26 protein-coding genes, 1 pseudogene and 1 riboswitch are annotated in these 22,941 nt (G+C 71.4%); of the genes and pseudogenes, 17 read left to right on the plus strand and 10 right to left on the minus strand.

What is annotated here, in order from left to right:
• Positions 1-18: 18 nt before the first annotated feature.
• The 5 genes from NLX86_RS19245 to NLX86_RS19265 all read right to left on the minus strand — a co-directional run bounded on the left by NLX86_RS19245 (position 19) and on the right by NLX86_RS19265 (position 3,769).
• On the minus strand, positions 19-723 hold the full coding sequence (locus tag NLX86_RS19245; RefSeq protein ID WP_254372957.1) for an urease accessory protein UreF: 705 nt from the start codon (positions 721-723) through the stop codon (positions 19-21).
• 8 nt (positions 724-731) lie between these two features.
• Positions 732-2,459, minus strand: coding sequence for an urease subunit alpha (locus NLX86_RS19250; RefSeq protein WP_254372958.1), 1,728 nt, complete (start codon positions 2,457-2,459; stop codon positions 732-734).
• Positions 2,452-2,763: an urease subunit beta gene (locus NLX86_RS19255; protein WP_254372959.1), complete on the minus strand. Its 312-nt coding sequence runs from the start codon at positions 2,761-2,763 to the stop codon at positions 2,452-2,454. Before NLX86_RS19255 ends, NLX86_RS19250 begins: the two co-directional genes overlap by 8 nt.
• A 14-nt stretch (positions 2,764-2,777) precedes the next feature.
• Positions 2,778-3,080 (minus strand): urease subunit gamma, encoded by a 303-nt coding sequence (locus tag NLX86_RS19260; protein ID WP_254372960.1) that lies wholly within the window; start codon positions 3,078-3,080, stop codon positions 2,778-2,780.
• 386 nt (positions 3,081-3,466) lie between these two features.
• On the minus strand, positions 3,467-3,769 hold the full coding sequence (locus NLX86_RS19265; RefSeq protein WP_254372961.1) for a type II toxin-antitoxin system Phd/YefM family antitoxin: 303 nt from the start codon (positions 3,767-3,769) through the stop codon (positions 3,467-3,469).
• A 60-nt stretch (positions 3,770-3,829) separates the two neighbouring features.
• Here NLX86_RS19265 and NLX86_RS19270 point away from each other — a divergent pair, with 60 nt between their 5' ends.
• From NLX86_RS19270 to NLX86_RS19280, 3 genes are all read left to right on the plus strand, one after another.
• On the plus strand, positions 3,830-4,465 hold the full coding sequence (locus NLX86_RS19270) for an ATP-dependent Clp protease proteolytic subunit (protein ID WP_254372962.1): 636 nt from the start codon (positions 3,830-3,832) through the stop codon (positions 4,463-4,465).
• A gap of 7 nt (positions 4,466-4,472) precedes the next feature.
• Positions 4,473-4,778, plus strand: a complete 306-nt coding sequence (locus NLX86_RS19275; protein WP_254372963.1) for a hypothetical protein — start codon at positions 4,473-4,475, stop codon at positions 4,776-4,778.
• A 315-nt stretch (positions 4,779-5,093) separates the two neighbouring features.
• Positions 5,094-5,277: riboswitch (cyclic di-AMP (ydaO/yuaA leader) on the plus strand.
• Positions 5,278-5,279: 2 nt separating this feature from the next.
• On the plus strand, positions 5,280-5,756 hold the full coding sequence (locus tag NLX86_RS19280) for a C40 family peptidase (RefSeq protein WP_254372964.1): 477 nt from the start codon (positions 5,280-5,282) through the stop codon (positions 5,754-5,756).
• 35 nt (positions 5,757-5,791) lie between these two features.
• On the opposite strand, the gene NLX86_RS19285 is transcribed toward NLX86_RS19280, so the two are convergent.
• A complete protein-coding gene (locus tag NLX86_RS19285) occupies positions 5,792-6,421 on the minus strand; it encodes a LysE family translocator (RefSeq protein ID WP_254372965.1) in 630 nt (209 codons plus the stop codon).
• Positions 6,422-6,493: 72 nt separating this feature from the next.
• Here NLX86_RS19285 and NLX86_RS19290 point away from each other — a divergent pair, with 72 nt between their 5' ends.
• Positions 6,494-7,396, plus strand: coding sequence for a LysR family transcriptional regulator (locus NLX86_RS19290; protein ID WP_254372966.1), 903 nt, complete (start codon positions 6,494-6,496; stop codon positions 7,394-7,396).
• A gap of 8 nt (positions 7,397-7,404) precedes the next feature.
• Here NLX86_RS19290 and NLX86_RS19295 read toward each other — a convergent pair whose 3' ends face one another.
• Complete coding sequence (locus tag NLX86_RS19295) at positions 7,405-7,896, minus strand: ATP-binding protein (RefSeq protein WP_254372967.1); 492 nt, start codon at positions 7,894-7,896, stop codon at positions 7,405-7,407.
• Positions 7,897-8,124: 228 nt separating this feature from the next.
• Between NLX86_RS19295 and NLX86_RS19300 the strand changes: the two genes are divergently transcribed.
• Both NLX86_RS19300 and NLX86_RS19305 read left to right on the plus strand, forming a co-directional pair.
• Positions 8,125-8,988, plus strand: a complete 864-nt coding sequence (locus NLX86_RS19300) for a helix-turn-helix transcriptional regulator (protein ID WP_254372968.1) — start codon at positions 8,125-8,127, stop codon at positions 8,986-8,988.
• Between the two features lie 10 nt (positions 8,989-8,998).
• The gene (locus NLX86_RS19305) at positions 8,999-9,250 is read left to right on the plus strand and encodes a DUF397 domain-containing protein (RefSeq protein WP_254372969.1); all 252 of its coding nucleotides are present in this window, start codon (positions 8,999-9,001) and stop codon (positions 9,248-9,250) included.
• A 21-nt stretch (positions 9,251-9,271) separates the two neighbouring features.
• On the opposite strand, the gene NLX86_RS19310 is transcribed toward NLX86_RS19305, so the two are convergent.
• Positions 9,272-10,417 (minus strand): 8-amino-7-oxononanoate synthase, encoded by a 1,146-nt coding sequence (locus NLX86_RS19310; protein ID WP_254372970.1) that lies wholly within the window; start codon positions 10,415-10,417, stop codon positions 9,272-9,274.
• Positions 10,418-10,564: 147 nt separating this feature from the next.
• Here NLX86_RS19310 and bioB point away from each other — a divergent pair, with 147 nt between their 5' ends.
• Genes bioB through NLX86_RS19335 form a run of 5 tightly spaced genes read left to right on the plus strand, consistent with a single transcriptional unit; the run spans position 10,565 to position 14,914 of the window.
• Complete coding sequence (bioB, locus tag NLX86_RS19315) at positions 10,565-11,761, plus strand: biotin synthase BioB (protein ID WP_254372971.1); 1,197 nt, start codon at positions 10,565-10,567, stop codon at positions 11,759-11,761.
• Complete coding sequence (locus NLX86_RS19320) at positions 11,754-13,067, plus strand: adenosylmethionine--8-amino-7-oxononanoate transaminase (RefSeq protein ID WP_254372972.1); 1,314 nt, start codon at positions 11,754-11,756, stop codon at positions 13,065-13,067. The genes bioB and NLX86_RS19320 overlap by 8 nt, the downstream gene beginning before the upstream one ends.
• A gap of 45 nt (positions 13,068-13,112) precedes the next feature.
• Complete coding sequence (bioD, locus tag NLX86_RS19325) at positions 13,113-13,826, plus strand: dethiobiotin synthase (protein ID WP_254372973.1); 714 nt, start codon at positions 13,113-13,115, stop codon at positions 13,824-13,826.
• A gap of 5 nt (positions 13,827-13,831) precedes the next feature.
• Positions 13,832-14,176, plus strand: coding sequence for a VOC family protein (locus NLX86_RS19330; RefSeq protein ID WP_254372974.1), 345 nt, complete (start codon positions 13,832-13,834; stop codon positions 14,174-14,176).
• A gap of 60 nt (positions 14,177-14,236) precedes the next feature.
• Entirely contained in the window at positions 14,237-14,914 is a 678-nt protein-coding gene (locus tag NLX86_RS19335) for a class I SAM-dependent methyltransferase (RefSeq protein ID WP_254372975.1), read from the plus strand.
• Positions 14,915-14,963: 49 nt separating this feature from the next.
• Here the strand turns inward: NLX86_RS19335 and NLX86_RS19340 are convergent, their stop codons facing one another.
• Both NLX86_RS19340 and NLX86_RS19345 read right to left on the minus strand, forming a co-directional pair.
• Positions 14,964-15,335 (minus strand): fic family toxin-antitoxin system, toxin component, encoded by a 372-nt coding sequence (locus tag NLX86_RS19340; RefSeq protein WP_254372976.1) that lies wholly within the window; start codon positions 15,333-15,335, stop codon positions 14,964-14,966.
• The gene (locus NLX86_RS19345) at positions 15,332-15,559 is read right to left on the minus strand and encodes an antitoxin (RefSeq protein ID WP_254372977.1); all 228 of its coding nucleotides are present in this window, start codon (positions 15,557-15,559) and stop codon (positions 15,332-15,334) included. The genes NLX86_RS19340 and NLX86_RS19345 overlap by 4 nt, the downstream gene beginning before the upstream one ends.
• A gap of 112 nt (positions 15,560-15,671) precedes the next feature.
• Here NLX86_RS19345 and NLX86_RS19350 point away from each other — a divergent pair, with 112 nt between their 5' ends.
• From NLX86_RS19350 to NLX86_RS19375, 6 genes and pseudogenes are all read left to right on the plus strand, one after another.
• Positions 15,672-16,493 carry an ABC transporter ATP-binding protein gene (locus NLX86_RS19350; protein ID WP_254372978.1) on the plus strand — a complete coding sequence of 274 codons (822 nt, stop codon included), beginning with the start codon at positions 15,672-15,674 and terminating at the stop codon, positions 16,491-16,493.
• Positions 16,494-16,499: 6 nt separating this feature from the next.
• Positions 16,500-19,064, plus strand: a complete 2,565-nt coding sequence (locus NLX86_RS19355) for an FtsX-like permease family protein (RefSeq protein ID WP_254372979.1) — start codon at positions 16,500-16,502, stop codon at positions 19,062-19,064.
• 96 nt (positions 19,065-19,160) lie between these two features.
• Positions 19,161-19,555, plus strand: a pseudogene (locus NLX86_RS19360) (GNAT family N-acetyltransferase).
• A gap of 195 nt (positions 19,556-19,750) precedes the next feature.
• Positions 19,751-21,088: a hemolysin family protein gene (locus NLX86_RS19365; RefSeq protein WP_254372980.1), complete on the plus strand. Its 1,338-nt coding sequence runs from the start codon at positions 19,751-19,753 to the stop codon at positions 21,086-21,088.
• Positions 21,085-22,104, plus strand: a complete 1,020-nt coding sequence (locus NLX86_RS19370; protein WP_254372981.1) for a hemolysin family protein — start codon at positions 21,085-21,087, stop codon at positions 22,102-22,104. The genes NLX86_RS19365 and NLX86_RS19370 overlap by 4 nt, the downstream gene beginning before the upstream one ends.
• A 38-nt stretch (positions 22,105-22,142) precedes the next feature.
• On the plus strand, positions 22,143-22,922 hold the full coding sequence (locus tag NLX86_RS19375; protein ID WP_254372982.1) for an SGNH/GDSL hydrolase family protein: 780 nt from the start codon (positions 22,143-22,145) through the stop codon (positions 22,920-22,922).
• Positions 22,923-22,941 lie beyond the last annotated feature (19 nt).

Genomic DNA, 22,941 nt, shown 5'->3' on the forward strand with positions numbered 1-22,941 from the left:
GTGTTTCGTACGAGCGGGTCAGGAGGCGAAGAGGCGGACGGGCCAGGCCGCGTGGTGTTCCGCGCTGATCTCCAGCAGGGGTGCGGAGGCGGCGGGCAGCGCATGGGTGCCCTCGTCGCGGGCGCGCCGGGCGGCCGCGGCGGCGCGGGCGGCGACGTCGTCGAGTTCGGGCGCGAGTCGGGCGAGGACCGTGGTGGCCTCGAAGGGGTCGAGGCTGAGGAGGCGTACGGTCGCGGTGGCCGGGCCGCTGACCGTTTCGTACGCGACGACGTGCGCGGCGTCCCCGGCGCCGAGCCCGGCGGCGCGGGCGGCCAGCCCGAGGACAACCGGCTGATGGGCGCCCCGTGGCAGGGCCGCCGCGAGGTCGTCGAGTTCGGGCGCGGGCCAGACGGTCCGCGCGGCGCGCATCATCTGCCGCCCGAGGCGGCGGCCGACGGCGCGCAGGGCGGGTGAGGGGGTGCGGGCGTCGGCGGCCGCGTCCAGGGCGAGGGGGTCGAACCCGAGGGCCGCCGCGGCGGCCAAAGCCGCGGAGACCAGACCGGTGGTGTGGAGCCGGCCGCGGCAGAAGTCCTCCAGGGTCGCGGCGTCGCGGATCCGGCCGGCCTTCACGGCGGCTTCTGCGCCGCCGGAGTGGGCGTGGCCGCCGGCCGGGAACCGGCCGTCGGCCAGGACCAGCAGGGCGGCCCTGCCGGTCCTGGACCCGCCTTCGATGTTGATGCCCATCCCCGCGTTCAGAAGAGGAAGTAGCGTTGGGCCATGGGGAGTTCGGCGGCGGGCGCCGGTTCGACCGCTTCGCCGTCGATCGTCACCGTGAAGGTGTCGGAGTCGACCTCCACCCGGGGACGGGCGTCGTTGTTGCGCATGTCGGCCTTGGTGACGCCGCGGGTGTTCTTGATGGCCACGAACCGCTTGCCCAGCCCGAGGCGTTCCGGGAGGCCGTCGTCCAGAGCCGCCTGGGCGACGAAGTTGAACGAATTGGCCGCCGGGGCACGCCCGGTGGCGCCGAACATCGGACGGGGCAGTACCGGCTGCGGGGTGGGGATGGAGGCGTTGGCGTCGCCCATCTGCGCGTACGCGATCTGCCCGCCCTTGATGACGAGCTGCGGTCTGACGCCGAAGAAGGCCGGGTCCCAGAGCACGAGGTCGGCGAGCTTGCCGGTCTCGACGGAGCCGATCTCGTGGTCGAGGCCCTGGGCGACGGCCGGGTTGATGGTGTATTTGGCGACATAGCGACGAGCGCGGTGGTTGTCGGCGCGGCCGTCGCCCGGCAGGGCGCCTCGTCGCCTCTTCATGACGTGCGCGGTCTGCCAGGTGCGCAGGACGACCTCACCGATCCGCCCCATGGCCTGCGAGTCGGAGGAGATGATCGAGACCGCACCCAGGTCGTGGAGTATGTCCTCGGCGGCGATGGTGCTGGGCCTGATCCGGGACTCGGCGAAGGCGAGGTCCTCGGGAACGGCCGGGTTGAGGTGGTGGCAGACCATCAGCATGTCGAGGTGTTCCTCGATGGTGTTGACGGTGTGCGGGCGGGTCGGATTGGTCGAGCTCGGCAGCACGTTGGGCTCCGAGACGACGGTGATGATGTCCGGCGCGTGGCCGCCGCCGGCGCCCTCGGTGTGGTACGCGTGGATGGTCCGGCCGGCGATGGCCGCGAGGGTGTCGCCGACGAACCCCGCCTCGTTGAGTGTGTCCGTGTGGATGGCCAGCTGGGCGCCGGTCTCCTCGCAGACGCCGAGGCACGCGTCGATGACGGCGGGGGTCGACCCCCAGTCCTCGTGGATCTTGAACCCGAGGGCTCCGCCGCGCAGTTGGGAGTGCATGGCGTCGCGGGACATGGTGTTGCCCTTGCCGAGCAGCCCGATATTGACCGGATGGTCCTCCAGCGCGGCGAACATCCGGGCCAGGTGCCAGGGACCGGGGGTGATGGTGGTGGCCTTGGTGCCCTCGGCGGGTCCGGTGCCGCCGCCGACGAGGGTGGTGACTCCGGAGGCGAGGGCTTCGTCGACGAGCGTCGGGGAGATGAAGTGGACGTGGGCGTCGACGGCACCCGCGGTGAGGATCTTCCCGTTGCCCGCGATGATCTCGGTTTCGGGACCGATCACCAGGTCCGGGTGTACGCCGTCCATGGTGTCGGGGTTGCCGGCCTTGCCGATACCGGTGATCCTGCCGTCGCGCATGCCCACGTCGGCCTTGACGATGCCCCAGTGGTCCAGGACGACGACGCCGGTGATGACGGTGTCGGGGGCGCCCTCGGCTCGTGTCGTACGGGCCTGCCCCATCGACTCGCGGATGACCTTGCCACCGCCGAAGACCGCTTCGTCGCCGGCCAGTCCGGGTCCGCCTGCCCGGTCCTGCTCGATCTCGACGAACAGGTCGGTGTCCGCGAGCCGGATACGGTCACCGGTGGTGGGGCCGAACAGATCGGCGTACACGGCACGGTCCAGCTTCAGTTCACGCATCGAGCGCCCCTCCCGTCTCGCCGCGCAGGCCGTGGACCGCACGCAGGCCGGCCAGGGGCACGAGTTCCACCGCGACGGGGATGCCCGGCTCGAAGCGCACGGCCGTTCCCGCGGCGATGTTCAGCCGCAGGCCGCGGGCGGCGGCGCGGTCGAATTCCAGGCCGGGGTTGGCCTCGGCGAAGTGGTAGTGGGAGCCGACCTGGACGGGCCGGTCGGCGGCGTTCAGCACGGTGAGGCAGGTGACGGGCCGCCCCTCATTGAGGGTCACGGGCCCGTCGGCGTACAGGATTTCACCCGGGATCATCGTCGCACTCCCCCTCAGACGATCGGATCATGGACGGTGACCAGCTTGGTTCCGTCCGGGAAGGTCGCCTCGACCTGGACGTCGTGGATCATCTCGGAGATGCCGTCCATGACGTCGTCACGGGTGAGGACCTTGCGCCCCGACGACATGAGTTCCGCGACGGTACGTCCGTCGCGGGCGCCCTCCAGGATGTGCGAGGTGATCAGCGCGATCGCCTCGGGGTGGTTCAGCCGAAGCCCGCGCGCCTTTCGCTTCTCGGCCACGTCGGCGGCCACGTGGATGAGCAGCCTCTCCTGCTCGTGCGGGGTCAGTTGCACGGCTCCCACCTCACTGTCTTCCTGGCGAGTGTCGACGGAGGCGCGCCGGTGGGCGGCCTCGCAGCCAGGCGTCGCAGATTAGGGCGCCACTTTTTCCAACGCGTTAACTCAGGTTTCGGGGAGTGCTCCTCAGTGCGCGCAGACCGTGCATCATCCCGGCGTCGCGGTACGCCTCGGCGATCTTCGTCCAGGACGTGCTCATGGGAGCAGCGGTTCGAGCGGCGCGAGGGGCCTGCGACGTCCACCGATCGAGGACCGCGATGTATACGGCGCGGTGGTCGTGACCCGGCAGGGGCCGCATGTGCTGACGGCCGGCGCTCCGGTCACCCGCGTCCTCGGCCGGTCCCGCCGAGCTGCGGAATCCCGCGGACGAGGGCGCCGGCCGTTCAGTCTTCGTGCCCTGCCGGGCGGTCGCCCGCATCCGGGTCGCGGTGCTCCGCCGCGATGCCGAAGCGGCGCCGTTCGCCCGGAGCGGACGTCAGTGAGCGGACCGAGGAGACCGAGCTGATCACCTGCTCCTCCGCCGGCTCCGCCGCGGATTCGAGTCGTTCCAGGTCAGCGGCGGAAACCAGCGCCACCAGGGGCTTGCCGTGACGCGTCACCACGACCCGCTCGCCGCCGTAGACGACGCGGTTGATCAGTTCGGCGAGCTCTGCGCGGGCTTGCGTCACCGGAATCTCGTAGGCCATGCTCCCATCATAACGGGATGTACGTCCTGTACATTTTATACAGAGCGCGAGAGGAACGCCATGAGTCGGCCCATCGCCCGTCACGTCCTGCCCGAATTCACCGAGCGCACCACCACAGGCACGCGCACCCTCGACCCGTACTCCAAGCTGCTGGGCGAGCGCATCGTCTTTGTCGGGACCCCGATCGACGAGCCCGCGGCGACCGACGTGGTCGCGCAGTTCATGTATCTGGAGCATGCCGCGCCCGACCGGGACATCTCGCTCTACATCAACTCCCCCGGCGGCTCCTACGCGGCGATGTCCGCGATCTACGACACGATGCAGTTCGTCACCTGCGACGTGGAGACAATCTGCCTCGGCCAGGCCGCCTCCTCCGCCGCCGTGCTCCTGGCGGCCGGCACGCCGGGCAAGCGACTGGCGTTGCCGGGCGCCCGGGTGCTCATCGGCCAGCCCGCCATCCCGGAGCCGCTGCGGGGGCAGCCCTCCGACCTCGAGATCCAGGCGCAGGAATTGCTGCGGGTGCGGGGAATGCTCACCCGGATGCTCGTACGGCACACCGGGCAGAGCACGCAGCGGATCTCGGCGGACATCGAGCGCGACAAGATCTTCGACGCCGAGAGCGCCCGGGAGTACGGACTCGTGGACCGGATCGTGCACAGCCGCAAGGGCGCCGCGACGGTCCTCGGCACGAGGTGAGACCAGGATGCTGCCGGAACTCCCGCCCCTCCCCGCACTGACGCGCGCCGAGTGCGAGTTGATCGACCGCTATCTGGAAGTCGTCGACCTGCTGGGCCGGATCAATCCCGCGCGAGGCGGCGACACGTACAGCTGCCTGCGCGCCGCGCAGGCCCTCGTGAGCAGGGCGGCGGCGCTGCGCGACGCCCTGACGGTCATGCACCGGCGAGGCGAGACCGAGGTGTACGAGGAGACGCTGGCCCGCGCGCTGCGCGTGCTCGACGGCGAGCGCCGCGCCGGGCGCGTCACGGTGCCGCCGCCATCGCCGAGTTGAGCGAACGACTCGCCGAAGCACCCGCACGGAGTACTGGAATCGATCCCCCGTTCGGCTTAGTTCACCAAGGGCCGGACGGACCATCCGACTTGCACAACGTGTCTACGCGCGGGGCGGAATGGACTGTTCCGCTGCTGGTCCAGGGCTCCTCGGGCCTTCGGCCCGGGGGGCGAATGCACCCTCGTCCACCCGAACGGGTCAGTGGTGAGGAACCCCACAAAGGGCCGCTTCTGCTCGGATTTTCGGGCAGTTATGAGTCAAGATCCCTGGGACGACAAGCCCCCGCCGCCGCGGCGGGGCGGTCCGGGCGGACGCCGAGTCCTGCCGCCGTCCCGGATGCCTGGTCGACAAGAGTGGATCGGCAGGAGTGGAGGACCCAAGTACAGCGGGGTGACCGACCATGGTCATCCCTTGGGGTGAAGCCGTCTTTGACGGCCGGGCAACTTCGCCAGTCCGAACCCGACAGGTCATCCTTCACAGGCGGCTGACGAAGGGTTGCGCATGACTGCGCAGAACACTGTCCCGTCTCTGCTGTCCCGGGCCGGCGCCGCATCGGCGCTCACCCTCGCCGCCGTCGGCGGCACGATGCTGGCGCCTGGCGCCGTGTCGGAAGCCCAGGCCGCTCCGTCCTACGCGACGGAGGCCCTGAAGGTGGCAGCCTCCAAGAAGGGGGCCCCGTACAAGTACGGAGCGGTAGGACCGAAGCGGTTCGACTGCTCGGGGCTGACGCTCTACTCGTACAAGCGCGCCGGAAAGTCACTGCCCCGCACGGCCGCGCAGCAGTACAACAAGACCCGCCACATCGCGGCGTCCAAGCGCCAGCAGGGCGACCTGGTCTTCTTCCACTCCGGCAAGAACGTCTACCACGTCGGAATCTACGCGGGTAAAGGGAAGATCTGGCACTCCCCGAAGACCGGTGCGGTAGTGCGCCTGGAGAAGATCTGGTCCAAGAGCGTCTGGTACGGCCGGGTGCGCTGACGGCAGGGCGGACGCACTGACCGCGACCACCGCGGTCAGTGCGTCACCGACCCTGCCAGCAGGGTCAGGCCGAGGCCCGCGAGTGCGCCGCCGGTGACGCCTTCGACCGTGCGGGCGGTACGCGGGCGGCGCAGCCACCGGCCGAGCCGGTCCACCAGCAGCGCGATCGCCGGGAACCACAGCAGGGCCAGCACCACGACGACCGCCCCGAGCAAGAGGGTCCGCGGCAGCGGGTTCTGCCCCTCGTTCACGAACTGGGGCAGCAGGCTCAGGAAGAGGACCGGCGCCTTCGGGTTCAGGACGTTGGTGACAAAGCCCTGGTACAGACCCCGCCCCGGTCCCACGCGGGTCCCGCCGTCCTCCTCGGGTGCCCGCCGCGCCGGCCGCAGCGCGGCCCGTAGCGCCCGCAGCCCCAGATAGACCAGGTACGCACCTCCGAGCAGCTGGAGCGTACGGAACAGCGTGGGCACCGCGACCAGCACCGCGGCGAGCCCGGCTACCGCGAGCGCGGTGTGCACGAGGAGCCCCCCGGCCACTCCGACGGCGGTGGCGACCCCCGCTGTGCGGGAGGCGAGCGCGTTGCGTACGACCAGGGCGAAATCCGCGCCGGGCATGGCGATCATGCCTGCGGCAACGCCGGTGAAGGCGACCAGTTCAGCGTCCATCGCTCCACTGTGGACCCGTGAAGGCTTTAGCGTGTACTTCGAGTCTCCTGGGTCTGCCTTAAGGAACCCTTTATGTACGATGCGACGCGGCTGGCCGCCCTGGTGGCCGTGTCCGAGGCCGGTTCGATCACGCGCGCGGCGGCCCGCCTCGGCTATACCGCACCGGCGCTCTCGCAGCAGCTGGCCAAGCTGGAGCGCGAGGCCGGGGCCACCCTGCTGGTCCGCCACCACCGCGGGGCCCGGCTGACGGCCGCCGGCGAACTGCTCGTCGCGCGCGCCCGCCGGGTCCTGGACGAGATGGAGCGCGCCCGGCATGAACTGGCCGGGCTGGCGGGCCTGTCCGGCGGACGGTTGCGCGTCGGGACCTTCACCACCGCCGGCATCCATCTGCTGCCGCCCGTGCTGAGCGCGTTCCGCCGCGCGCACCCCGCCGTGGAGCTGACCGTCGCCGAGTACGAGCCGCCGGCCGGGGTCGCGGCGGTGGCGGCGGGTGAAGTGGACCTGGCGCTCACGCATGCGTACGAGCCCGCGGTGCCCGCCCCGCTCCCGCCGTCCGTGGCGGTGGAGCCGCTGCTGGTGGAGGAGTTGGTCCTGATCACCTCGCCGGGTCACGCCCTGTCCGGTGGCTCGGGACGGCTGCCGCCGGCCGAACTCGCAGGTCAGCCGCTGATCAGCAGCGCGCCCTCGCATCCGCCCCGGCAGGGGGTGGAAGCGGCCCTGGCCGCAGCGGGGGCGACCGCGGCCGTGGTCTGCGAGATGCCCGGGTACGCGCTGGTCACCGCCCTGGTGAGCGCGGGGCTGGGGGTGGCGGTCGTACCGGAGATGGTGGCGTCGATGTCGGCGACACCGCTGGGGGTGCGGCTGCTGGAGTCCGGCGGCTTGCGCCGTACGATCTCGGTCGTTCACCGGCCCGACGGGGCGGGTCCGGCCGCGGACACCCTGCGGGCGCTGCTGCGCGGCGGCTTCGGCCGGTAACCGGGAAGTCAGGGGCTCTGCGGGGCGTTCAGGGGGCTTTCCGGAACAACCGGGGCCGCCATGGACTCCTGCTGCGAGACCGCAGCCGTCCAGGGCAGGGCGATCCACACGGTCTTGCCGCCGTCCTCGGTCGGCGCGACAGACAGCCGGCCGCCGCACTCGGCGGCCAGCCAGCGGATGATGACCATGCCGCGGCCGTTGTCCTGCTGGACGGCGGCAGGCAGCCGCTTCGGCCAGCGGGGGTGGCTGTCGGTGACACCGATGTGCAGCTCCTCCTCGCGCTCGAGCCGGAGATCCACCGTGAAGGTGGGTGACTGGCCGAAGGTGTGCTGCACCGCGTTGGTCGCGAGCTCGGAGACGATCAGCCGTACCGTGTCGGCGGTGTCCTCGTCGGCGGGAAGGCCCCATGCGGAGAGAACGTCGACGACGTATCTCCGGGCGGCGGAGACCGAGGCGGGATCGCTCGGCAGAGTGACGGATGTTTCCTGATGGTCTGCCATGGCGACGCTGTCCCTTTCCCACCGAGGCCGGACCGAAGACTCGTGGCGGATGTACGCGAAGACGGCCTCGGATACGTGCTTCGCGCCAGCGTGCCACTCATGCCGCCGTCGCGGGTGGCGATCCACCAGGTTATGCATATATCTGTCGCTCGAAGCGGTGAACTCTGCTACGGAAAAGCGTATTTGGGCGGCACACTACGCATCGGCGCCGACCGGAGGGAGGCAGGTATGCGGCACGGTCCCGCAGTGCGCCGGCGCAAGCTCGGCGAGGAACTGCGCGGCCTTCGTGACCGGGCGGGGCTGACCAGTGGCGAGGCCGCTTCGCTGCTGGGCTGGCACCAGTCGAAGGTGAGCCGGATCGAGACCGGACGCACGAACGTGAAGCCTGTCGACGTGACGAGGCTGCTCGACGCGTACGGCGTACGGGACCCGCGCGCACGGGCGTTGCTGGAGGCACTGGCCGGCTCGGCCGGCGGCGGAGACCGCAGGCGCCAGTGGTGGCACGCCTACCGGGGGCTGCTGCCGCCCGAGTACCGGGACTTCATCAGCCTGGAGGCGGAGGCGTGCACCGCGCGCAGCGTGGAACTCGCCGTGGTGCCGGGACTGTTGCAGACCGAGGCCTACGCACGGGCGGTGACCAGGGCGGCGCTGGACGGGCTGCCGGATGAGAAGGTGGACGCGCTGGTGCGGGTGCGGCTGGCCCGGCAGTCCGTCCTGTGGGCGGATACGCCGCTTCAGCTGAGCGCGGTGGTGGACGAGGCGGTGCTGCGACGACAGGTGGGCGGCCCGCGGGTGATGGCGGAGCAGCTGCGGAAGCTCCAGGAAATGGCCCGGCTTCCTCATGTGCGGCTTCAGGTCCTGCCGTTCAGCGTCGGTGGACACGTCGGACTCACCGGACCTTTCATTATCTTTTCTTTTCCGAACATTTCTGATCTGGATGTGGTCGTTCTCGACCACTTGACGAGTAGCCTCTACCTCGAGCGGAAGGCAGACCTCGAGGCGTACAGCGCCGCCTTCCGCACCCTTCAGGCGCACGCCCTCTCGCCCGAGGGCTCGTCGGATCTCCTCACCAGAATCGGTGACGGCGCGTAAGGAGGCCCCCATGTCCGCACGCCATGCGTACGAACCCTCCCCCGGCCCTTCCCTCGGCCCTTCCCTGAACAGAGCGCGGTGGCGGCGCAGCAGCCGCAGCACCGGAATGAACAACTGCGTCGAGGCGGCCCGCCTCGACGGCGGCCTGCTGGCCGTCCGCGACTCGAAGCACCTCTCCCGGCCCGCTCTGCTGTTCTCCGCGGGCGCCTGGGAGTCCTTCGTGTCCTACCTGCGCAACCACCCTGCGCGGGACGGGAGTTGAGCCCGAGACGGGAGTTGAGCCTTACGCAGCGATCGGCGCGGTGGCCACAATGGTGGCGACCGCCCGCGCGATCTCGCCTTCCGTCAGGTCCGCACGCGCGGTCAGGCGCAGCCGGGAGATGCCGTCCGGTACGGACGGCGGCCGGAAGCAGCCCACGAACAGGCCCGCCGCGCGGCAGTCGGCTGCCCACCGCAGAGCCGTCCCGGGCGAGGGCGCCCGTACCGACACCACAGCGGCGTCCGGCTTCGCCGCGGTCAGCCCGGCGGCGGTCAGCCGGTCGTACAGCGTGGTGGCCACCATGCGGGCGCGCGCGGCCAGTTGGGGTTCGCGGCGCAGCAGTCCCAGGCTCTCCAGCGCGGCGCCGACCGCCGCGGGGGCGAGTCCGGTGTCGAAGATGAAGGTCCGGGCGGTGTTGACCAGATGGTCGATGACCTTGGCGGGGCCGAGCACCGCGCCGCCCTGGCTGCCCAGCGACTTGGACAGGGTCAGCGTCGCCACCACACCGTCCGCGCCGGCCAGGCCCACGGCGTGCAGGGCGCCCCGGCCGCCCTCGCCGAGCACGCCGAGACCGTGCGCGTCGTCGACCAGCAGCGCGGCGCCGTGGTCACGGCAGGCCGCCGCGTGCTCGCGCAGCGGCGCGGCGTCACCGTCGACGGAGAAGACCGAGTCGGTGACGGTGAGGGCCCGGCCGGAGTGCGCCTCGAGCGTCTTGCGCACGGCGTCGGGATCGGAGTGCGGGACGACGGCCGTCTCCGCGCGCGAGAGCCGGCAGCCGTCGACGATGGACGCGTGGTTGCCGGCGTCCGAGACGATGAGCGAGCCGCGCCCGGTCAGCGCGGTGACCGCGGCGAGGTTCGCCGCGTAGCCCGAGGACAGTACGAGCGCCGCCTCGAAGCCGCAGAACTCCGCGAGTTCCCGCTCCAGCGTGGCGTGCAGTTCCGTGGAGCCGGTCACCAGCCGCGAACCGGTCGCTCCTGCCCCCCAGCGGCGAGCCGCCTCGGCTGCCGCCGCGGTAATCTCCGGGCGGTGCGCGAGCCCCAGGTAGTCGTTGCTCGCCAGGTCGAGAAGCGCGGATTCGGCGGGGCGGGGACGCAGGGTCCGGACGAGTCCGGCCCGGTCGCGCTCGCGCGCCGCTTCGTCGATCCAGTCGAACACGTCCTGGGGCATGGATGAGTCCTCGCGGTTTGTGGGCTGTCGACAGACCCTAACGGGCCGGGTCTGCGGTCAGGGTGTGGCAATACACACACCTCGAAGCAGCTCTGTTGTGCGATCTCTCCTTGGCCAGGGACGGTGCGATAGGTCAGGATCTGGAGCATGGATCTGCTGACCACGCTGGTGGACAAGGGGCTGCGGCGCGAACTGCCGACCCGCGAAGAGGCGCTCGCCGTACTGGCGACTTCGGACGACGAACTGCTCGACGTGGTGGCCGCGGCGGGCAAGGTGCGCCGCCAGTGGTTCGGGCGGCGGGTGAAGCTCAACTATCTGGTCAACCTGAAGTCGGGCCTGTGCCCCGAGGACTGTTCGTACTGCTCCCAGCGGCTCGGCTCGAAGGCCGAGATCCTCAAGTACACGTGGCTGAAGCCGGACGAGGCGTCCAAGGCCGCCGCCGCGGGTGTGGCGGGCGGGGCCAAGCGCGTGTGCCTGGTCGCGAGCGGCCGCGGTCCGACGGACCGGGACGTCGACCGAGTGTCGCAGACCATCGAGGCGATCAAGGAGCAGAACGAGGGCGTAGAGGTGTGCGCCTGCCTCGGTCTGCTCTCGGACGGCCAGGCGGAGCGGCTGCGGGCCGCGGGCGCCGACGCGTACAACCACAACCTCAACACGTCCGAGGGGACGTACGGGGAGATCACGACCACCCACACCTACGCGGACCGGGTGGAGACCGTGCAGCAGGCCCAGGCCGCAGGGCTCTCCGCCTGCTCCGGACTGATCGCCGGTATGGGCGAGAGCGACGAGGACCTGGTCGATGTCGTCTTTGCCCTGCGCGATCTCGACCCGGACTCGGTGCCGGTCAACTTCCTCATCCCGTTCGAGGGCACCCCGCTGGCCAAGGAGTGGAACCTCACTCCGCAGCGGGCGCTGCGCATCCTCGCCATGGTGCGGTTCGTCTGCCCGGACGTGGAGGTACGGCTCGCCGGCGGCCGTGAGGTACATCTGCGTACGCTCCAGCCGCTCGCCCTGCACCTGGCCAACTCGATCTTCCTCGGGGACTACCTCACCAGTGAGGGCCAGGAGGGCCGGGCGGACCTCGAGATGATCGCGGACGCCGGTTTCGAAGTCGAGGGCACCGGCACGACCACGCTGCCCGAGCACCGGGCCGACGCACTCGCCGCCGCCGAGGGCTGCGGATCGCACGGCGGCGGCTGCGCGCCGTGCGGCTCCTCGGAGCCCGAGGTGCCCGGCGTGGAAGCGCCGTCCGTGGAGTCGGCCGCGGAGGTCCCCGGTGCCCGTACCGACCTGGTCGCGGTCCGCCGCCGCGGCGCCGGGACGGACCTCGCGCCCAATGCCTGATCCGCTGCCCCCGCTGTCCCCCGGCCGGCTGCTGGACCTGGACCGGCAGCACGTCTGGCATCCGTACGGCCCGATGCCCGGCCGGCAGGAACCGCTCCTCGTCGGCTCGGCGTCGGGGGTACGGCTGCGGCTGGACCGGCCCGCGCACGGTCAGGACGAGCTGGTCGACGGGATGTCGTCGTGGTGGTCGGCGATCCACGGCTACAACCACCCCGTCCTCAACGACGCGGCGCGCGGCCAGCTGGACCGGATGAGCCATGTGATGTTCGGCGGGCTCACGCATGAGCCCGCCGTGCGGCTCGCGGCCAAGCTGGTGGAGATCACCCCGGCCGGGCTGGAGCACGTCTTCCTCACCGACTCCGGGTCGGTCTCGGTCGAGGTCGCGGTGAAGATGTGCCTGCAGTTCTGGCGCTCGGCCGGCCGGCCCCGCAAGCAGCGCCTGCTGACCTGGCGCGGCGGCTACCACGGCGACACCTGGCAGCCGATGTCGGTGTGCGACCCCGAGGGCGGGATGCATGAGCTGTGGTCCGGGGCGCTGCCGCGTCAGGTGTTCGCGGACGCGCCGCCGGCCGGCTTCGACGCCGAGCCGGACCCGGCGTACGTACAGCATCTGACGGACCTTGTCGCGCGGCACGCGGACGAGCTGGCCGCGGTGATCGTGGAACCGGTGGTGCAGGGCGCGGGCGGGATGCGCTTCCACTCCCCCGGCTATCTGCGGGTGCTCCGCGAACTGTGCGACGCGCACGGTGTGCTGCTGGTGCTGGACGAGATCGCCACCGGATTCGGGCGCACCGGTGGGCTGTTCGCGGCGGAGCACGCCGGCATCTCACCCGATGTCATGTGCGTGGGCAAGGCGCTGACCGGCGGTTACCTGACGATGGCCGCGACGCTGTGTTCCTCGGCGGTGGCCGAGGGAATCTCGCGGGGCGAGGTTCCGGTACTCGCCCACGGCCCGACATTCATGGGCAATCCGCTCGCATCCGCCGTGGCACTGGCCTCCATCGATCTGCTACTGGGCCAGGACTGGCGCCAGGAGGTCAAGCGGATCGAGGCGGGCCTGCTGGACGGGCTCACACAGGCAGCGGCCCTTCCCGGGGTACGGGACGTACGCGTGCTCGGCGCGATCGGCGTCGTCCAGCTGGATCACGAGGTGGACATGGCCGCGGCCACTCGGGCGGCGGTGCGCGAGGGCGTGTGGCTGCGGCCGTTCCGCGACCTCGTCTACACGATGCCGCCTTACGTCACCGGTGACGAGGACGTGGCGCGCGTCTGCCGTGCCGTGTGCGCGGCGGCCGCCGCGGGTTGAGCACGAACAGCCCCAGAGACGATGCAGGAAGGGCGGTGAACAGCGATGGCCGTGGTCGTCGTCACCGGAACCGGAACGGAAATCGGCAAGACCGTCGTCACCGCCGCGGTGGCGGCGACGGCGCTGGCAGCCGGCCGTTCCGTCGCCGTACTGAAACCCGCGCAGACCGGGCTGGAGCCCGGCGAGCCGGGTGACGCGGCGGAGGCGGCCCGGCTTGCGGGCCCGCTGACGGCGGTCGAACTCGCGCGGTTCCCCGAGCCGTTGGCCCCCGCGACCGCCGCGCGGCGGGCCGGGCTGGCGCCGGTGCGGCCGCAGGACGTGGCCGAGGCGGCGGAGAAACTCGCCGCTGAACACGACCTGGTGCTGATCGAGGGTGCGGGCGGGCTGCTCGTACGGTTCGACGAGTCGGGCTCCACGCTCGCCGACGCGGCCCGCCTGCTGCGCGCGCCGGTCCTGGTGGTGGCCCCGGCCGGGCTCGGCACGCTCAACTCCACCGCGCTGACCGCCGAAGCCCTGCGGGCGCGGGAGCTGGAGCCGCTCGGGGTGGTGGTCGGCAGCTGGCCGGCCGTCCCCGATCTCGCCGCGCGGTGCAATCTGGCCGACCTGCCGTCGATGGCGGGCGCGCCGCTGCTCGGGGCGGTCCCCGCGGGCGCGGGGGCGCTGGCACCCGCGGAGTTCCGGGCGCGGGCCGGGAGTTGGCTCGGCGCCGCGCTCGGCGGTGTCTGGGACGCGGCAGCGTTCGCCCTCCGCATAGCCTGAGCGTCATGCGAGCACGAGTGGAAGAGATCGTCTTCGACTGCGCCGATCCGGCCGCCCTGGTGCGCTTCTGGGCTGCCCTGCTGGGCGGCGAACCGGTGGACCGCAGCGCGGACTGGTCGTACATCGACCCGCCCGGGTTCGTCCGGATCGCCTTCCAGCAGGTGCCCGAGGGCAAGTCCGCCAAGAACCGGCTCCATCTCGACCTGGACGCGGGCGATGTCGACGCGGCGGCCGACGAGGCGGTCCGGCTCGGCGCGGTCAGGGTCGGCGACATGGTGACCGACGATCACGGTCGCTTCCAGCTGCTGCGCGACCCCGAGGGCAACGAGTTCTGTTTCGTAGGCGGATGAGGCGGCACGGCCGGGGGGACAATTGACGGTATCCGTCCGTTCGCCGGAGGAGGACCCGTCATGCCGCTGCGCAGCACCAAGGTGCCCCGGGACGTCGTGCATCATCCGCTGTTCGCCCGCTTCTACGCCCGGTTCAGTGTCGCCGCCGATCTCAGGGCCGGGGTGGCCGCCTACCGGGAGGAGCTGCTGTCCGGGCTGTCCGGCCGGGTGATCGAGATCGGCGCGGGGAACGGCCTGAACTTCGCGCACTATCCGGCCACCGTCTCCGAGGTCGTGGCGGTCGAGCCGGAGCGCACCCTGCGCCGACTGGCCGCGAGCGCGGCGATGCGGGCGGAGGTTCCGGTGGATGTGGTGCCGGGCGCCGCCGAGGCCCTCCCGGTCAAGAGCGAGGCGTTCGACGCGGCCGTGGTGTCGCTGGTGCTGTGCACCGTACGGGATGTGCCGCGGGCCCTCGCGGAGGTCCGGCGCGTCCTGCGTCCCGGCGGCGAGCTGCGGTTCTTCGAGCACGGGGTGGCCCGGGGGCGGGCGATGGCCACCGCCCAGAAGGCGCTGGACCGTACGGTGTGGCCGCTGCTCTTCGGCGGCTGCCATACGGCTCGGGACGCACTGGCCGCGATCGAGGCCGCGGGTTTCGAGATCGACGGATACCGCCGGCTGAAGGTCCCCGAGAAGGGGGTCACGCTGCCGATGTCGTCCTGCGTGCTGGGCACGGCCAGACGGCCCCCGGTCATGGACTGATCGGGGCATGGACCGATCGGGGCATGGATCCGGCTCCCGCGAGGACCGGTCACACACTCCACTGCCGCAGTGCGTCGGCGATCGCCCGTACGTCCGCGTCGCCGTCCTTGACCAGGCGGGCCAGATCGCGGACCTGCTCGGGCGAGGTGGCGACCTTGAGGCCGCTGGCGACGAGATAGGCGTACGCCACGGCGCAGGCGAACATGGCGTTGGAGCGCTCCAGGGCCGGGATGTGAAGCAGGAGTTGCAGCAGCGAGGCGGCCCGGGCCTGCGGATCGCCGTAGACGGGGATGCCGAATATCTCCGCGTCATGGCGGCTGACGGCGGCGACCAACGCGCCCCAGTCAGTGACCTGGGGATCGCCGGGCGTCTTGTGTTCGGCGATCATGAGCAGCCAGGCGAGGTCGATCCTGAGGCTCAACGGCGCCCTTCGCGCTCGCTGCCGAACTCCTCGGTGAACACCGATTCGTAACTCTTCATGAAGTCCGCGGCCGCCTCGACGAAGGTACGGCCGGCGTCGCCCGCGTCCTGGCGGACGAGTTCCTCGATGTACCGGTTGACGCTCATGCCGCGCTGCTGGGCGCGACTGCGCGCGGCCTCCGCGGTGGTTTCGTCCACCCGCACGTTCAGCTGGGTCTTTGCCACGCTTCCAAGCTAGCGCAGGAGTGCTATCACCGGCAACGGCCCGCCCCGGCCCCCGCATGTTCTACCCTCGGCCTGTACGCGAGTTGGGACGGCCACAACCGGGGAGGCGGCCATGTCCACACCTGCTGCTGCGCACGCCGAGGACCGGGCAGGCCCGGTGCCGGTGGCCGCGCGGGCCAGGGCGCTGACCAAGGCGTACGGCACGGGCGAGACGACGGTACTGGCCCTGGACTCTGTCGATGTGGACATCGCGCGTGGCCGGTTCACCGCTGTGATGGGCCCGTCCGGGTCCGGGAAGTCCACCCTGATGCACTGCCTGGCCGGCCTCGACACGGTGTCCGCCGGGCAGGTGTGGCTGGGCGACACCGAGATCACCGGGCTGAAGGAGCGTGAGCTGACCCGGCTGCGGCGGGACCGGATCGGCTTCATGTTCCAGTCGTTCAATCTGCTGCCCACGCTCACCGCTGCGGAGAACATCACGCTCCCCATGGACATCGCGGGGCGCGAAGCCGACCCGCAGTGGCTGGAGCGGGTCATCGACACGCTGGGGCTACGGGACCGGCTCGGGCACCGGCCGGCCCAGCTGTCGGGCGGCCAGCAGCAGCGCGTGGCCTGCGCGCGGGCGCTCGCGTCCCGGCCCGAACTGATCTTCGCGGACGAGCCCACGGGCAACCTCGACTCCCGTGCGGGCGCCGAGGTACTGGCCTTCCTGCGGGAGGCTGTCGACTGCCTCGACCAGACGGTGGTGATGGTGACGCACGACCCAGGCGCCGCCGGCCACTCCGATCTGGTGCTGTTCCTCGCGGACGGGCGGATCGTCGACAGGATGCCGCAGCCCACCGCGGAGGCGGTGCTCGAACGGATGAAACGGTTCGACGGACTGCGTTCCGAGCCGGGTTCCGGGCCGGGTTCCGACCCGTTGCGAAAGGACTGAGCCCGGGTGCTGAAGGCGACGCTGCGGAGCTTCTTCGCCCACAAGGGGCGGCTGCTGCTGTCCGCGCTGGCCGTGATCCTGTCCGTCGCCTTCGTCGCGGGAAGCCTGATCTTCTCCGACACGGTCACCCGGACGTTCGACCGGCTCTTCGCCTCCACCTCGGCGGATGTGACCGTCGGCCCCAAGGAGGGGGTCAGCGGCAACCTGCCCTCCGGGGTGGTCGAGACCGTGCCCGCAACCCTCGCCGAGCGCATCGACGAGGTCGACGGGGTGGCCGCCACCCACGTCGACGCCGCGGTGGAGAACATCACCATCGTCGACCGGAACAACGATCCGGTCGGGCCGACGACGGGCGCGCCGACCATCGCGACCAACTGGTACGTCACCGAACGCAGTCCGGTGAAGCTGACCAGCGGGCGGGAGCCGCGCGGCGCCGCCGAGGCGCTGCTCGACAAGGACACCGCCGACAACAAGAGGGTCCGGATCGGCGACACGCTCACCGTCCTCGCCCAACCGGGCTCCTTCAAGGTGGAGATCGTCGGCATCGCCACCTTCACGACCACCAACCCCGGCGCCGCCCTGGTCTTCCTCGACACCCCGACCGCGCAGACCGCGCTGCTGGGCAGGCCGGGCGTGGCGACGACGATCTCCGTGGACGCGGCTCCCGGCGTGAGCGATGCCGTACTGAAGGAGCGCGTCGCGGCCGCCGTCGGCGACGCGTACGAACTGAAGACGGCGGACGAGCAGGCGGAGTCGGCCGCGTCGCAGCTCGGCGGCTTCCTCGACGTCATCAAGTACGTGATGCTCGGCTTCGCCGGTGTCGCGGTGCTGGTGGGCGTGTTCCTGATCGTCAACACCTTCTCGATGCTCATCGCACAGCGCACCCGTGAACTGGGCCTGATGCGCGCGCTCGGCGCCGACCGCCGCCAGGTGCGCAGGTCCGTCCTGATCGAGGCGCTGCTGCTCGGACTGGTCGGCGCGACGCTGGGGCTGGCGACCGGAATCGGTCTGGCAGCCGGCCTGATCGAGCTGATGGGGCTGCTCGGGATGAACCTGAGCGCCGCCGAGATGGTCGTCGGCTGGGCGACTCCGGTGTCGGCGTACGTCGTCGGGGTCGGCGTCACGTTCCTCGCCGCGTACCTGCCGGCCCGCCGGGCGGGCAGGGTCTCGCCGATGGCCGCGCTCGCGGACGTCGAAGTGGCGGGCGTCGGCAGGCCGCTGAGAGTCCGGGCGGTGGCGGGCGCGCTGGTCGGCGCGGCCGGTGCGGCGGCGCTCGCGGGCTGCGCGACGAGCAACGACACCTCGTCGGCGGCCTCACTGCTGGGGCTCGGCGTGGTCCTCACCCTGATCGCGACGGTGGTCGCGGGGCCGCTGCTGGTGCGGCCGGTGATCAGGGTGCTGGGCGGGGCGTTCCCCCGCGTGTTCGGCTCGGTGGGGCGGCTGAGCCAGCGCAACGCGCTGCGCAATCCGCGCCGCACCGGAGCGACGGCGGCCGCGCTGATGGTGGGACTGGCGCTGGTGGGCGGGCTCTCGGTGGCCAGTGCCTCGATGGCGCAGTCCTTCGACGACCAGATCGACAAGACGCTCGGCGCCGATTTCGTCGTACAGAACAGCAACTTCCTGCCCTTCCCGAAGGAGATCACCGAGAAGGTGCGCGGCGTCGACGGCGCGGGCCTGGTGGTGCGGCAGCGCTTCGCGCCGCTCGAAATCCGGCTGCCGGACGGCAAGCGCGTCGAGACCACCGCGGCGGGCTACGACCGGGAGCTCGACGAGATCGCCCGGGTCACGTACGCGGACGGGGACACGCCCGCCGCGCTCGCTTCGGGCAGCATCGCGATGGACCGGAAGTTCGCCGAGGAGCACGGCCTCGCGCTGGGTGCCACGCTGCCGGTGACCTTCCCGGGCGAGCGCGCTGCCGAACTGAAGGTCGCCGCGCTGACGGACCAGGACGCGCCGAGCGGTCCCGGCATGGAGGGCGGGCTGTTCCTGGGCCTGGGCACGGTGGAGGAGTATCTGCCGGGCGGCCAGGACGCGGCGCTGTACGTGAATGCCGCGCCCGGAACCGACGTACAGCAGTTGCGCGAGGGACTGGAAGCGGCCCTCGACCCGTATCCGCAGGTGCAGGTCCGCGACCAGGCGGACTACAAGGAACTGATTCGTGATCAGATCGCCGTGATGCTGAGGCTGGTCTACGGACTCCTGGCGCTGGCGATCATCATCGCGGTGCTCGGCGTGGTGAACACGCTCGCTCTGTCCGTCGTGGAGCGCACCCGTGAGATCGGGCTGCTGCGGGCGATCGGGCTCTCCCGGAGGCAGCTGCGGCGGATGATCCACCTGGAGTCGGTGGTGATCGCCGTGTTCGGCGCGCTGCTCGGTCTCGGGCTCGGGCTGGTGTGGGGCCTGGCCGTCCAGCAGGTGCTGGCGCTGGAGGGCATGAAGGCGCTGGCCGTTCCGTGGCCGACGATCGTCGCGGTGGTGGCGGGCTCGGTCGTGGTCGGCCTCGCCGCCGCGGTGCTGCCGGCCCTGCGGGCGGCGCGGATGAATGTGCTGGCCGCCATCGCCCACGAGTGAGGTGACGCCGTGGCACGGCCGCTGACCGGATGCCGGAATGTGCCGGATGCTGGAATCTGTTCGACGCGACGGCCACGAGGTGGTGGGATTCCTGCCATGGACGACCTTCGGACCCGGGCCGCGGCGCCCTCGGACCTTGACGCGGTGCTGGCCTTGACGCGGTGCCGGCCTTCTGGACGGTGGCCGCGGAGGGCATGAGCATCAGCGACGACTTCGACGGCATGGAGCGGCTGGTCGGCCGGGACCCCGAGGCGCTGATCATCGCCGAGCGCGGCGGCGACCTGGCCGGCACCGTCATCGCGGGCTTCGACGGCTGGCAGTGCCACCTGTACCGACTGGCGGTGCACCCGGACCACCGCAGGCAGGGGGTCGCCTCGGCGCTGCTCGCGGCGGCGGAGGAGCGCTTCGTACGGCTCGGCGGGCGGCGCGGGGACGCGATGGTGCTGGACCGCAATGCGCTCGCGCAGCATGCCTGGAGCGCTGCGGGGTAGGCGCCCGAACCCCAGTGGAGTCGCTGGGTCAAGCCGCTCGGCGGTTGACGGCAACACTCCTTTGCCTGTCCTTTACCATGGGTGCACCTCCACTTCGATCGAAAGGTGTGAGCGTCCGCCCATGGGCGAGCCTCCCAGTAGCCGACATCGCGCACTCATCCTCCCCCTGGCCGACCATGGGACGGAGGTGAACCGATGACCGAAGTGCTTCTTCTCCTCGTGGCCCTCCTGCTCTCGCTGGCCTGCGGCGCCTTCGTCGCCGCCGAGTTCTCTCTGACCACGGTCGAGCGCAGCGATCTCGAGCGGGCCGTCGAGCGGGGCGAGCGGGGCGCCGCCAGTGCTCTCAAGGCTGTGCGGAGCCTGACGTTCCAGTTGTCCGGAGCTCAGCTCGGCATCACCGTCACCAACCTGGTCATCGGCATGCTCGCCGAACCGTCGATCGCCAAGCTCATGCGTGGCCCGTTCCAGTCGATCGGCCTGTCCGCCTCGGCTGCCTCCTCGGTGGCGCTGGTGCTCGGCACCGCGCTGTCGACGATCGTCCTGATGGTGGTCGGCGAACTCGTACCGAAGAACTGGGCGATCTCCTCGCCGCTGGCGCTGGCCAAGCGGGTGGCCACCCCGCAGCGCGCCTTCAGTGCCCTGTTCCGCCCGCTCATCAGCCATCTCAACAGCACCGCGAACCGCACGGTGCGCCGGCTGGGCATGGAGCCGGCCGAGGAGCTGGCCTCCGCGCGCACCCCGCAGGAACTGGTCGCGCTGGCGCGGCACTCCGCGAAGCAGGGTGCGCTGGAGAAGGACACGGCGGAACTCTTCGTACGCACACTGAACCTTGCCGATCTGACGGCGGAGAACGTGATGACCCCCCGGGTGCAGGTCACGGCGCTGGATGTGCAGACCACGGCCGAGGACGTCTCCAACGCGACGCTCGCCACGGGCCTCTCCCGTTTCCCGGTCTACCGGGGCAGCCTCGACACGGTCGTCGGGATCGTGCACATCAAGGACGTGCTGGCGCTGCCTGCCGAGCGCAGGCACCGCTTCCCGGTCGCGCAGCTGCTGCGCGAGCCGCTGCTCGTACCCGAGTCGCTGACGGTGGACCGGCTGCTCGACCGGCTGTCCGGCCGGCGGACCATGGCCGTCGTCATCGACGAGTACGGCGGTACGGCCGGGGTCGCGACCCTGGAAGACATCGTCGAGGAGGTGGTCGGCGAGGTGCGCGACGAGCACGATCCGCACGAGACGCCGGATCTGGCTTCGGCCGGAACCGACGCCGAAGGCCGCCGGCTGTACTCGGCGGACGGCGCCGCCCGGACCGATCAGCTGCAGTCCATCGGCCTGCGGGTCCCGGACGGGCCGTACGAGACCCTGGCCGGCCTGGTCGCCACCGACCTCGGCCGGATCCCGGCCGTCGGCGACCGTGTGGAGCTGAACGGCTGGCGGCTGGACGTGGTGGACGCCTCCGGGCGGCGTGCGGCGCGGGTGCTTCTGCATGCCCCGGCCCCGGGTGACAACCAGGCGTCGGAGGGCGTGCGATGACAGCGGTCCAGCTTCTGATCGGTCTGGCGACTCTCGTCGTCAACGCCTTCTTCGTCGGTGCGGAGTTCGCGCTGATCTCAGTACGCCGCAGTCAGATCGAGCCGTACGCGGACGACGACCACCGCCGGGCGCGCAGCGTCCTGTGGGGGCTCGAGCACGTTTCGGCGCTGATGGCGGCGGCTCAGCTGGGCATCACCCTGTGCACCCTGGTGCTGGGTGTGGTGGCCGAGCCGGCCATCGCCCATCTGCTGGAGCCCGTGTTCCATGCCGTGGGTGTGCCGGACGGGCTGACCCACCCGATCTCGTTCGTCATCGCCCTCGCCGCGGCGACGTATCTGCACATGCTCGTCGGCGAGATGGTGCCGAAGAACATCGCGCTGGCGGAGCCGGTGAAGACCGCGCTGCTGCTCGGTCCTCCGCTGGTCACCCTGACCCGCGCGCTGCGGCCGGTGATCTTCACCGTCAACGCATTCGCCAACGTACTGCTGAAGCTGCTGCGGGTTGAGGTCAAGGACGAGGTGTCCGCGACCTTCACGGACGACGAACTCGCCCGGATGGTCAAGGTCTCCAGTGACGCGGGGCTGCTGGACGACCGCGCGAGCGTGCGGCTGCACGACGCCCTGGAACTGGGGCGCCGCCCGGTCGACGATGTGGTGCTGCCCGTGGAGCGGGTGGTGAGTGCCCGGGCCGGGATATCGCCGGAGGGCCTGGAGCGCCTGTCGGCGGAGTCCGGCTTCTCCCGGTTCCCCGTCGTGGACGACGACCGTCGCATCCTCGGCTACCTGCATGTCAAGGACGCGCTGGAGGCAGGGCCGCGCGAGGAACCGTTCCCGGTCGCCGCGCTGCGCCCGATCGCCCAGGTCGGGCAGGGTACTCCGATGGACGACGTGCTCACCGCGATGCGCCGCAGTCGGACGCACCTGGCGGCGGTCCTCGGCGCGGACGGCACGCTGGCCGGCCTGGTGACCATGGAGGACGTACTGCGGGAGCTGTTCGGCAGCGCTCCCGCGGTCTGACCCGGCATGTGTTACTGGGCGGTAGGATCGCTCCCGCCATGGAATTGAATGCCACCTACACCAGCTTTGTCGCCCTCGGTGACTCCTTCACCGAGGGCATGTCCGACGGTCTGCCGGACGGCTCCTACCGGGGCTGGGCCGATCTGCTCGCCGGCCGGCTCGCGGCGCGCGCTCCCGGCTTCCGGTACGCGAATCTCGCTGTACGCGGCAAGCTCATCGGCCAGATCGTCGACGAGCAGGTGGACATGGCGGTGGCCATGCGGGCCGACGTGGTGACGCTCGTCGGCGGTCTGAACGACACACTGCGGCCCAAGTGCGACATGGGACGGGTCCGCGGGCTCCTGGAGGAGGCCGCGGGCAAGCTGGCGCCGATGTGCGGACAGCTGGTGCTGATGCGCTCCCCCGGCCGCAGCGGGCCGGTGATGGAGCGGTTCCGGCCTCGTATGGAGGAGCTCTTCTCGATCATCGACGAGCTCGCGGCGCGGCACGGGGCCCTCGTCGTCGGCCTGTACGGCGCGCCCGCGCTGGGCGACCCGCGGATGTGGCATGTCGACCGGCTGCATCTGACGGGCGAGGGGCACCGGCGGGTGGCCGAGGCGGTATGGCAGACGCTGGGCCTGGAGGCGGAGGACGACTGGCGGGCCGTGCTGCCTCCCGGTGTGCCGCCGGGGTGGGCGCGCCGGCGCGGCAGTGACCTGCGCTTCGCGCGTGAGCACCTGATGCCGTGGATCGGGCGGCGGCTGACCGGCCGCTCCTCGGGAGACGGCCGCCCGGCCAAGCGTCCCGAGCTGCTCCCGTACGACACACCGCTGCCGTAGCAGATCTCGTTCTCGTAGG

Source organism: Streptomyces sp. A3M-1-3 (assembly GCF_024213665.1).
Lineage (GTDB): Bacteria > Actinomycetota > Actinomycetes > Streptomycetales > Streptomycetaceae > Streptomyces.

Coding starts and splice junctions, on each gene's coding strand:
- NLX86_RS19245 (WP_254372957.1), bottom strand. CDS start 723: ATGGGCATCAACATCGAAGGCGGGTCCAGGACCGGCAGGGCCGCCCTG.
- NLX86_RS19250 (WP_254372958.1), bottom strand. CDS start 2,459: ATGCGTGAACTGAAGCTGGACCGTGCCGTGTACGCCGATCTGTTCGGC.
- NLX86_RS19255 (WP_254372959.1), bottom strand. CDS start 2,763: ATGATCCCGGGTGAAATCCTGTACGCCGACGGGCCCGTGACCCTCAAT.
- NLX86_RS19265 (WP_254372961.1), bottom strand. CDS start 3,769: ATGGCCTACGAGATTCCGGTGACGCAAGCCCGCGCAGAGCTCGCCGAA.
- NLX86_RS19270 (WP_254372962.1), top strand. CDS start 3,830: ATGAGTCGGCCCATCGCCCGTCACGTCCTGCCCGAATTCACCGAGCGC.
- NLX86_RS19275 (WP_254372963.1), top strand. CDS start 4,473: ATGCTGCCGGAACTCCCGCCCCTCCCCGCACTGACGCGCGCCGAGTGC.
- NLX86_RS19280 (WP_254372964.1), top strand. CDS start 5,280: ATGACTGCGCAGAACACTGTCCCGTCTCTGCTGTCCCGGGCCGGCGCC.
- NLX86_RS19285 (WP_254372965.1), bottom strand. CDS start 6,421: ATGGACGCTGAACTGGTCGCCTTCACCGGCGTTGCCGCAGGCATGATC.
- NLX86_RS19290 (WP_254372966.1), top strand. CDS start 6,494: ATGTACGATGCGACGCGGCTGGCCGCCCTGGTGGCCGTGTCCGAGGCC.
- NLX86_RS19295 (WP_254372967.1), bottom strand. CDS start 7,896: ATGGCAGACCATCAGGAAACATCCGTCACTCTGCCGAGCGATCCCGCC.
- NLX86_RS19300 (WP_254372968.1), top strand. CDS start 8,125: ATGCGGCACGGTCCCGCAGTGCGCCGGCGCAAGCTCGGCGAGGAACTG.
- NLX86_RS19305 (WP_254372969.1), top strand. CDS start 8,999: ATGTCCGCACGCCATGCGTACGAACCCTCCCCCGGCCCTTCCCTCGGC.
- NLX86_RS19310 (WP_254372970.1), bottom strand. CDS start 10,417: ATGCCCCAGGACGTGTTCGACTGGATCGACGAAGCGGCGCGCGAGCGC.
- bioB (WP_254372971.1), top strand. CDS start 10,565: ATGGATCTGCTGACCACGCTGGTGGACAAGGGGCTGCGGCGCGAACTG.
- NLX86_RS19320 (WP_254372972.1), top strand. CDS start 11,754: ATGCCTGATCCGCTGCCCCCGCTGTCCCCCGGCCGGCTGCTGGACCTG.
- bioD (WP_254372973.1), top strand. CDS start 13,113: ATGGCCGTGGTCGTCGTCACCGGAACCGGAACGGAAATCGGCAAGACC.
- NLX86_RS19330 (WP_254372974.1), top strand. CDS start 13,832: ATGCGAGCACGAGTGGAAGAGATCGTCTTCGACTGCGCCGATCCGGCC.
- NLX86_RS19335 (WP_254372975.1), top strand. CDS start 14,237: ATGCCGCTGCGCAGCACCAAGGTGCCCCGGGACGTCGTGCATCATCCG.
- NLX86_RS19350 (WP_254372978.1), top strand. CDS start 15,672: ATGTCCACACCTGCTGCTGCGCACGCCGAGGACCGGGCAGGCCCGGTG.
- NLX86_RS19365 (WP_254372980.1), top strand. CDS start 19,751: ATGACCGAAGTGCTTCTTCTCCTCGTGGCCCTCCTGCTCTCGCTGGCC.
- NLX86_RS19370 (WP_254372981.1), top strand. CDS start 21,085: ATGACAGCGGTCCAGCTTCTGATCGGTCTGGCGACTCTCGTCGTCAAC.
- NLX86_RS19375 (WP_254372982.1), top strand. CDS start 22,143: ATGGAATTGAATGCCACCTACACCAGCTTTGTCGCCCTCGGTGACTCC.